The organism is Mesoaciditoga sp., from assembly GCF_054006115.1.
Map to the genome: position 1 here is coordinate 25764 of NZ_JBPNHS010000024.1, position 8682 is coordinate 34445.

At 37.0% G+C, this 8682-nt stretch carries 8 protein-coding genes and 1 tRNA gene; 4 read left to right on the forward strand and 5 right to left on the reverse strand.

From position 1 onward, the window contains the following. Positions 1-3 precede the first annotated feature (3 nt). Positions 4-654, reverse strand: coding sequence for a segregation and condensation protein A (locus ACXJIN_RS04935; protein ID WP_456399966.1), 651 nt, complete (start codon positions 652-654; stop codon positions 4-6). Between the two features lie 50 nt (positions 655-704). Continuing rightward, entirely contained in the window at positions 705-1688 is a 984-nt protein-coding gene (gene trpS, locus ACXJIN_RS04940) for a tryptophan--tRNA ligase (RefSeq protein WP_456399968.1), read from the reverse strand. Positions 1689-1854: 166 nt separating this feature from the next. On the opposite strand from trpS, the gene ACXJIN_RS04945 reads away from it, so the two are divergent. From ACXJIN_RS04945 to ACXJIN_RS04955, 3 genes are read left to right on the forward strand one after another with little or no spacing between them, the layout of a single operon-like run. Beyond that, positions 1855-3126: an NAD(P)/FAD-dependent oxidoreductase gene (locus ACXJIN_RS04945; RefSeq protein WP_456399970.1), complete on the forward strand. Its 1272-nt coding sequence runs from the start codon at positions 1855-1857 to the stop codon at positions 3124-3126. Between the two features lie 2 nt (positions 3127-3128). Next, entirely contained in the window at positions 3129-4337 is a 1209-nt protein-coding gene (locus tag ACXJIN_RS04950; protein ID WP_456399972.1) for a metallophosphoesterase family protein, read from the forward strand. Continuing rightward, positions 4334-7195: an AAA family ATPase gene (locus ACXJIN_RS04955; protein ID WP_456399974.1), complete on the forward strand. Its 2862-nt coding sequence runs from the start codon at positions 4334-4336 to the stop codon at positions 7193-7195. The genes ACXJIN_RS04950 and ACXJIN_RS04955 overlap by 4 nt, the downstream gene beginning before the upstream one ends. Here ACXJIN_RS04955 and ACXJIN_RS04960 read toward each other — a convergent pair whose 3' ends face one another. Continuing rightward, positions 7196-7801, reverse strand: coding sequence for a hypothetical protein (locus ACXJIN_RS04960; protein WP_456399976.1), 606 nt, complete (start codon positions 7799-7801; stop codon positions 7196-7198). Positions 7802-7926: 125 nt separating this feature from the next. On the opposite strand from ACXJIN_RS04960, the gene ACXJIN_RS04965 reads away from it, so the two are divergent. Beyond that, positions 7927-8000: transfer RNA gene (locus ACXJIN_RS04965), tRNA-Gln, on the forward strand. 107 nt (positions 8001-8107) lie between these two features. Here ACXJIN_RS04965 and ACXJIN_RS04970 read toward each other — a convergent pair. Next, a complete protein-coding gene (locus ACXJIN_RS04970) occupies positions 8108-8269 on the reverse strand; it encodes a ribbon-helix-helix protein, CopG family (protein WP_456399978.1) in 162 nt (53 codons plus the stop codon). Between the two features lie 35 nt (positions 8270-8304). After that, positions 8305-8631: a hypothetical protein gene (locus ACXJIN_RS04975; protein ID WP_456399980.1), complete on the reverse strand. Its 327-nt coding sequence runs from the start codon at positions 8629-8631 to the stop codon at positions 8305-8307. Between the last annotated feature and the right edge of the window lie 51 nt (positions 8632-8682).

An 8682-nucleotide genomic window follows, 5' to 3' on the forward strand; every position in this document is an offset into this window, starting at 1 on the left:
ATTTCAGCCCTTAGCTTTACGTTCGTAAACGAACACCTCTCTTTTTATCGCATCCAATGAAATGAAGTTCACCCTCAGCAGTTCCAATATTGCCACAAATGTAACGACAGCCTCTAACCTATCTCTGGCCTTTAAAAGCAATTCGCGTATCTTTATTCTTTTTTTCTGACTTATGAACTCTTTGATCTCTTCAAGTTTCTTCGAAACGGAGTAAGATTCTTTTGAAATTTTGTAGACTTTTTTTCTGAGCTTTATCTCTTCTTCGACTGATTTCAACACTTCCCAAAAAAGGTTGGGAATTTGTTCCGTTTCTTTTTTCTCTTTTGTAGGAGGTAACACAGAAACAACGTACTCTCTTGAGTGAACATCATAAAGTTCTTCTAATTGGCGCGCCGCGTCTTTAACAAGCGCATATTCGTACACCCTTCGCGCTATCTGGTTTTGTTTTTCTATAGCGTTAGGAGAGGGTTCAAGCAACAATTTAGACTTTATTTCCATCAAGGTAGAGGCCATAAGCATGAAATCTCCCGCGGCTTCTATGTCAACTTCTTTCATTTCATTTACAAACTCAACGAATTCATCCGTTATTTCAGATATTTTAAGTTCTAACGGATTCATCTTATGCTTTCGCACCAAAAAAAGTAGCAGATCCATCGAACCTTCGAATTCGCCAGCGTGTACCTTAAGCTGGGAATTTTTTCTCGTTAATATAGGTTCATCGCCTCTCTAACTTTTTGCAAGGTTTCTCCCGCAACAAATCTCGCCTTTTTGTTGCCATCGTGTATGACGTCTTTCACAATTTGTGGATGAGCTTTCAATTCATCTATTTTTATCCATATTGGTCCTAATCTTTCTTTCATGCTCTCTATCAAGATCTTCTTACAATCTACACATCCAATTTTTGCGGACGTGCACCCTTTATGGATTTCATCCAATTTTTCTTGGGGCGTGCCAAAAGCTTTGTGGTAAGCCCAAACATTACACTTCTCCGGTGTTCCCGGATCCGTTCTTCGCATTCGTGCAGGATCGGTCTTCATGGGCATTATCATCTTCTTCAATTCTTCCTCATTGGTATCTATGTTTATAACATTCCCATAGCTTTTGGACATTTTTCTTCCATCGGTACCAAGCAATTTTGGAACTTTGGAAAGTAGTGTTTTAGGCTCTTTAAAGACTTCTCCGTAAAGAGAATTGAATTTATGCGCTATTTCTCGTGTTATCTCAAGGTGAAAGGCTTGATCTTCGCCCACGGGAACCCCATCAGCATTGTAAGCCAAAATATCGGCCGCTTGTAAAACTGGATAAGCGAGAAAGCCCAATGTGGAAATGTTTCGCTCTTTCAGTTCCCTCAACTGTTCCTTGTAGGTTGGAATTCGCTCCAGTCTTCCAAGTTGTACGATCATGGAAAGTAGCAAATGTAATTCCGCATGTTCTTTCACATTTGACTGCACAAAAACGACGCTTTTTTTCGGGTCTATACCACAAGCGAGGAATTCTCTGACCAACGTTTCCGTGTTCTCTTTTAACTTAGAAGTGTCTTCGTAACCAGTCGTCAACATGTGCCAATCTGCCACGAAAAAGAAGTTCTCACTTTCATTATCTTGAAGCTTAACCCAGTTTTCCAACGCTCCCAATAAATTTCCTATATGCAATTTTCCTGTTGGCCTCATTCCACTGACAATTCGCACTTTTTCCACTCCTCTTCACGCTTTTGAAAATTATACCATATAACCATTTTCACACCCTCATCCAAAAGATTTTTATCGTTCAATATGTCTAAAATTCAAAAGGTTTCGTGGTAATATTTCAATGTGGTCTTGATGCTTCTTTGTTTGAAAAAGGGGGAGCGAAATCATGAAAATAGCGGTGGTGGGATTTGGAGCCGCGGCGATAGGCTTTGTTAGCGAACTTGTTAATACTTCCCATGAAATACACATTTTCGAGCGTTCAAAAGACGTCTACAGTGCGAGCATAAGCGGCGTGAGATCGGATGGAAAGTTGTTCATTTCCAGTGATATGGGTGGCGATATTGAAATACCCCTTCCACTTCAAAAAGAAGTCGTTGACTATTACACGTCCAAATTGGAAAACGATGAAAGGAGCAATATTAAGAGGGGAACGTCATTTTCCGAAGAATCGCCTTTTTTCGTTCGCTTTTATTCTGAGGGTTTCGAACCGGTAAAATCTGAATTCTTTCACATTGGTACCGACAAATTACCGATAATCTTGAAAAAGATATACGATGAGTTTTCCGCAGCTTCAAACATTCATTTTCATTTCAACGTAAGAGTCGATGATGTGATAATTCAAAATGAAAAAGCGAAAGTGAAATCCGAAAATTTCGAAGATACTTTTGACATGGCGGTAATTTCCGTTGGAAGAAGCGGACACATGCTGATCAAGAAAATCGTAGAAAGAGATCCAACGCTCGTGCTTTCTGGTAACGTTGTAGACGTGGGCATAAGATATGAAGTGCCAAATCACGTGGTTAAAGAGTTAAACGAAGAAATGTACGAATTTAAAGTGCGCATGCGCGCAAAAACGGGCTACACGGTTCGAACGTTTTGTAACAATCCTTCTGGAAAAGTGGTCCTGGAAAAATACGACGATTTTGTCACAGTTAACGGCCATTCAACATCTGCAGCTTGCAGTGAAAATACGAATTTTGCCATTTTGTGTAGTACTTCTTTCACAGAGCCATTTAACGATCCCATAGGGTATGGCTCTTACATAGCAAAACTTGGAAACATATTGGCCGGTGGCAGAAAAGTTCTGGTTCAAACTTACGAAGATTTTGTCAATTGTAAAAGAACGAAAAAGCTGGGCCGTGTTAAACCAACTTTGAATGAGAATTCTTATGTTTTGGGAGATGTAAATTTGGTAATTCCGAGAAGAATTGCGCTTTCCATTTCAGAATTCATAGGAAAATTGGGAAACGTCGTTGAAGGCCTATCTTATCCTGACAATCTTCTTTACGCCGTTGAGGTGAAATTTTACAGCAACAAACTCAACAATGAAAAATACAAAAATTTGAAATTCATCGGTGATTGCAGCGGATATACGCGCTCCATAACTTATGCAACTGCTCATGGAAAGATGCTCGCAAGAAATTTGGGAGATGCTTGAACATGAAAATACTTCATTGTAGCGATCTACATCTTGGTAGAAAGCCAATGGGCTTTGTCATGTCAGAGTACTCGCAAAAAAGGTATGAAGATTATTTTAGAGCTTTTGAATTCATAACTGATGAGGCTGTTAAAGAAAAAGTTGACGCTGTCATTGTAAGTGGAGACCTATTTGATAGAAAAGAGCTTTCTCCAGATGTCTTAGAAAGGACGGAAAAATCTCTGAAAAAATTAAAGAACAACGGAATTCAAACCATATGCGTGGAAGGAAATCATGACAGAACATTCAAGGGAGACGAAAAATCGTGGCTGGAATATCTTTCAGAGGAGAGTCTTATTTATTTTTTAGAGCCTTTCGTTTTTGAAAATGGAAAGATATCGTACCTTCCCTGGGATGGAAAGAAAGGTTCGTACATTCAAATAGGATCTTTACGATTTTACGGCGTTGGCTATCAGGGATTCCAATTTCCGGAATACGTGAGAGAACTTGTGATGAACTTGGATTTGAACTATCAAAATATCGTTTTAATGCACACGTCAGTTGGGGATCCTGAAACTATTATGGGCTGTATTAGAAAAGAAGATCTGATCGACCTTGGTAGAAAGTGTGTTTACATAGCTGGAGGTCATATCCACACAAAACAGGCAGTTGAAGACATTCACCTCTTCGTCCCAGGGGCTCCAGAATATTGGGACATAGGTGAAAGAGGAGAAAAAGGCTTTTTCATTTACGAAAGTGAAAATGATAAAGTAACTTTTCACGAATCGAAAAGGAGAAAAAAGGTGGAAACCTTTATAAATCTCAACGATGGATCGAGCGACTCTTTTTTTCACGAACTTAAAAATTCTCTCGAAAAAAACAAGGTGGAAAAGGGATGCCTTTACGTTTTGAACGTGCGAATTCCGTTTGGCGTTTTTTTAAATGTCGATACGAAGGATGTGGAAAGAAAAATAGAAGAAATGGGCGCACTTAAAGCCTGGGTTAAAATAGGTTTTTCCAATTCTTCTTTTGAGGGGGAAATAGAATTAGTTGATGAAGTCCAAAAAATAGAAGAAGAAATCGTAAAAGAAAACCCTTTTTTCGCATCTCATTCTTTTGAAACTGTCCAAGCCTTGAACAAATTAAAAACCCTTCACAACTCACAAAACCTTGAAGATTCGTTTCAGGTTTTAGAAAAGCTTTTTGCGTTCTTCGGAGGAAGAAAAAAATGAAGATAAATAGCGTTGAGCTTGAAAACTTCAAAACACATGTTAAAAGTAAAGTGAGCTTTTCGAAAGGGTTAAACCTGGTACTGGGACAAAATGGTGCTGGAAAAAGCAGCATCCTACAAGCCATTGGTTTCGCTCTGGCAAATGTCAAAGGAGAAGGAAGCTACAAAGATTTCATAACAAATTTCAACGAAAGCACAACGGCGCTCGTAAAGGTATCTTTTACAGCCCAAGATGGACTTGAATACTCGATCGTAAGAAAAATAAACGAAAGTCATACCACATGGGATCTTCTTTCTCCCAGCGGAACAGTATGGAGAACACAAAATAAAGTCGTAACCGTTCTAAAAGAACTTACCGGAATTCACGGCAAAATGGATGACGTGTACAAACGCGTTATAACCGCCCATCAGAATGATATGACGTCCGTTTTTTCAATGACGGCTTCACAGCGAAAGAAATTCTTCGATGAACTTTTCAACACCCAGGTGTATAAAGAAATGTACAATTCCGAATTGAAGGCTTACAGCGATGAACTCGAAAATATGCAAATAGAACTTGATTTCAAACAAAATTCTTTAAAAGAGGAAACTCAAGAACTGGAAAATTTGAAAAAAAAGCACGATGAACTATCAAAGAATTTAGACGAAGCCAATCGCATTTTTAACAAAATTTCAACTGACAAGCTTTTAAAAGAAGAAAAATTAAAAGAATACGAAAAGATGCGGAACGAACTTGAAAAGCTCAAAACAACTAAAACAGAAAAAGAAAAGAGAGAAGAGAGTGCAAAAAAGAATTTGAACGAGTTAAACAAAAATTTGGAAAAAGCCATTCAGGCGGAAAAAACGTGCAAAAATTACAAATCTTACCACGATGAATACGAAAAACTTTACGAAAAACTTGAAGCAAAACAGAATATCCTTATCGGCGATGAAAAAAAGCTAGAAGCTCTTAGAGAAGAAGAAAAAAAGTTGTCCACTTTGAAAAATGAAAGAGAAAAGATGCTTGTCAACCTTTCGTCCTTTCAAAAAAGAAAAGAAGAAGTAGAAATGGAAATAAACGCCTTGAAAGCGCAAACGATAAATAAAGAAAAGACTCTACATGATGTAGAAAAAGAGTATGACAGACTTACTCAAGACTGTAATGAAAAAATGAATTGTTTAGAAAAAAAAGAAACTTTTCAGAAGAAAATTGAAAACACAATAAAGAAACTTTCAAAAATAGAAGCTGCGAAAAACGAGCTAATGAAAGATGAAATTCAAATTTCAAACGAAGAGCTTAAAAGATTAGAAAAGAAAGTAAACGAGGCAAAATCCATAAAAGAACACCTTGAAAGCTTAAGTGCCCAAAAATATTCCCTCATCGAAAAACTTAATAATCTGAGTGACGCTGAAAATTCTTTGAGTGGTGGAACATGTCCGCTTTTAAATGAAAAATGCTTGAATCTGAAGGGAAAAGACGTTTCCCTTTACTTCGATGAAAAAAAAATGAATCTGAAAAAAGAAATCGATATTTTGAATTCAAAGATCGAGAATATGGAAAATGAAATAAAAAACGCAAAAGAAGCGGAAATAAAGTTGATAGAAGAGAGAAAAAATGAAGAACTCTTTCAAAAAAAATTGGAAAGAATCAACGCGCTTAAAGAAGAAGAAAGAACTTTACTTGAAGAGATAAAAGACATTTTAAAAGTGGAAGAATTCTCTTTCAAAAAAATTGAAAAAGTAAACGATGAAAAACGAAAAGAGATAGAAAACTTAAAGGCGGAAATTAACTCGTTGGCTGGAAAAAAGGAAGAGATCAAGAAAAGAAGAGAAATGTTAAAAAAAGATCTGAAAGAACTGAAAAGTGCCCTTTGTTTAAAAGAAAAGAGCATTCAAAAGCTTTTGAATTTGGAATATGAAACCATAAAAAAGGTAAAAGAGAGTGAGAAAACTCTCAATGGATTCTCAAAAAATCAAAAAGAAGTTGAAGAGTTCCTGGCAAAAGTTAAAAAACGTAAGGATGAAATTTTAAAACTGCGCCAAAAACTAACAGAATTGAGACCTTTTTACGAAGAATACAATAAAAAGATAGAAATGGCAAAAGAAGTTGAACACTTGCTTTTGAAAGTAAGAGATGAAGAAGAAGAAAAGAAGAAAATAGAGGCTGAGCTAAGTGAGATCACAGAAAAAATAGAAAATCTTTCAAAGATTTACAATGAAAAAAAACACTTCAATCTTATGGAAGAGGCAAATTCAACGAATGAAAAATTAAAAGTGTTGAATTCCAAAATAACGGAAGTTAAAGGCGAGTTAATGGGCATAAACAGAGAAATTGAAAAATTAAAAGAAAAAAAGAAATTACTCGAAGAAATAGAAAAAGAGCTCTCTCTTTTGAAGAAGAAGAAAAAATTCGTTCAGGAATTCAGGAATATGCTGAATGGAATGGGAGGAAAGGTAGCTGAAAGATATAGAAAATACCTCGCCTCAAAAGCCACTTTCAAATACAGAGAACTTACCAATAAATCCGATAAAATAGAATGGAGAAATGACTACGATGTTCATCTTGTAAGCCAGATAAATGGAAAAATATCTGACAGGAGCTTTTCTCACCTATCGGGAGGAGAGCAGATGGTGGTGGCTCTGTGTTTGAGAGCCGCTTTAAATGAAATGTTTTCCACTTCTAAATTCGTCATCTTCGACGAACCAACGGTGAATTTAGACGCGGAACGTAAACGCGCACTATCTGAATACCTGCCAAAGCTCTTCAAAGATATGGAACAAGTCATAGTCATAACTCATGATGAGAGTTTCAGAGAAATGGCTGAAAAGATCGTATTCATTGAGAAAATAAACGGTGTAAGTCATGTAATAAACGAATGATCATGGAATTGGCCTTATTATCCAGGATGAAGGAGTTGCCTTTACGGTTTGAAACACAATCTTAGAGGTTTTAGATGCGTATTCACTTGCCAACTTGTAATTTGGAAAAACCCCTATGAAGAGCGCAGAAGTATTGGGATATGGTATTTCAAAAGCTGGTATTTGCTGGGCCCGAAGCATTCTAACGAATTTTAAAACTTTCTTTGGAAAGGCAGAAGAAAGTATTTGAATTGAAAAAGTCGTTCCAATTCCAGGATAAGCGAGAAAGTACTCTTTTCCCATTTTTGTGATCTCGTAATAATTGTTAAATGAAAGCGCACTTTTGAAGTCCTTTAGATCTGTTGAGTCTAACGTTGTGAGTGGATAAAGTGGAAGGACGTGTGAAGCGTTTTCTAAAAGAACGTTGTAATCGTTCAAAAAAGACGTTGGAATTCTAAAAGAGTTAAGGTGCTCATTTACATTTTTAAAATCATTCAAAAGCGTCTTCGTAACGGTCTCGTCGTTTGAAAGCCGTGAATTTAACCTTTGAACATCTAACTTCGTGCCAATAGTGATTAACAAGAGCCCAACTCCCACTACAGTTAAAATCACGTCTGTTAAGCTCATATTCGTTCCCCCCACTTAAAATTTTCAAAATCCGCACAATACAAGTATACCATTATTCGCAAAAAAATGCCTCTTCCTCTTGAATCACTAAAATTTCTGTGGTAGAATATAAACAGCGAATTGATTGCGCGGTAGTGTAATGGCAGCACACGGGATTTTGGATCCCGGCGTGGAGGTTCGAATCCTCCCCGCGCAGCCAGGGTAAGGATCCAACTTGGGAGGTTCGAGGCGCTCCCTAAAATGTTTTAAAAACATAATGAAACCCCGCATAAAGCGGGGCTTTTTCTTACTCCCTCGTTTACACCCTCATTTTGAGGGAGTATCTTTTTCAAGGTATTCTGTTATTAGTCGACGGATTAGTTCGCTCATAGAGATGTTCATATCTACGGCTCGATGTTTAATTTCTTTTATCTGCCATCTTTCTAATTGAATACCGACTTGCTCTTTTCGTTTGTCTTTTTCCTCCATTCATATCACCTGAAAAGTGAGAGGGTAAATCCCCCTCACAATTCTATCTCCTCATGGACATATGAAATCCAATTATCATTGTAAAGTGGTCCATTTCTCCAAACGAAGTCGCCGTTTTCTATTTTTTCAAGAGCTTCTTGGATGTCTTTTGAGTTTGAATCTTCAAGCAGTTCATTATATGCCGAATCTTCTGGATCAAGTTTGTATTCATCGTATACAACTGTATTTTCATCTGTTTTTTCAAGTTTGAATATCCACAAACTCTCGTCTTCTAAATCGTACCAAACTTTCTGTTTTTCACCACTCTCGACAAACTCCTCGAAATTCACATCATACTCTTTTACAAATTCTTCTTTTCTCATTTTTCATCCTCCCTTTCTTCTTTGTGATACATCTATATTCTATCATATAAT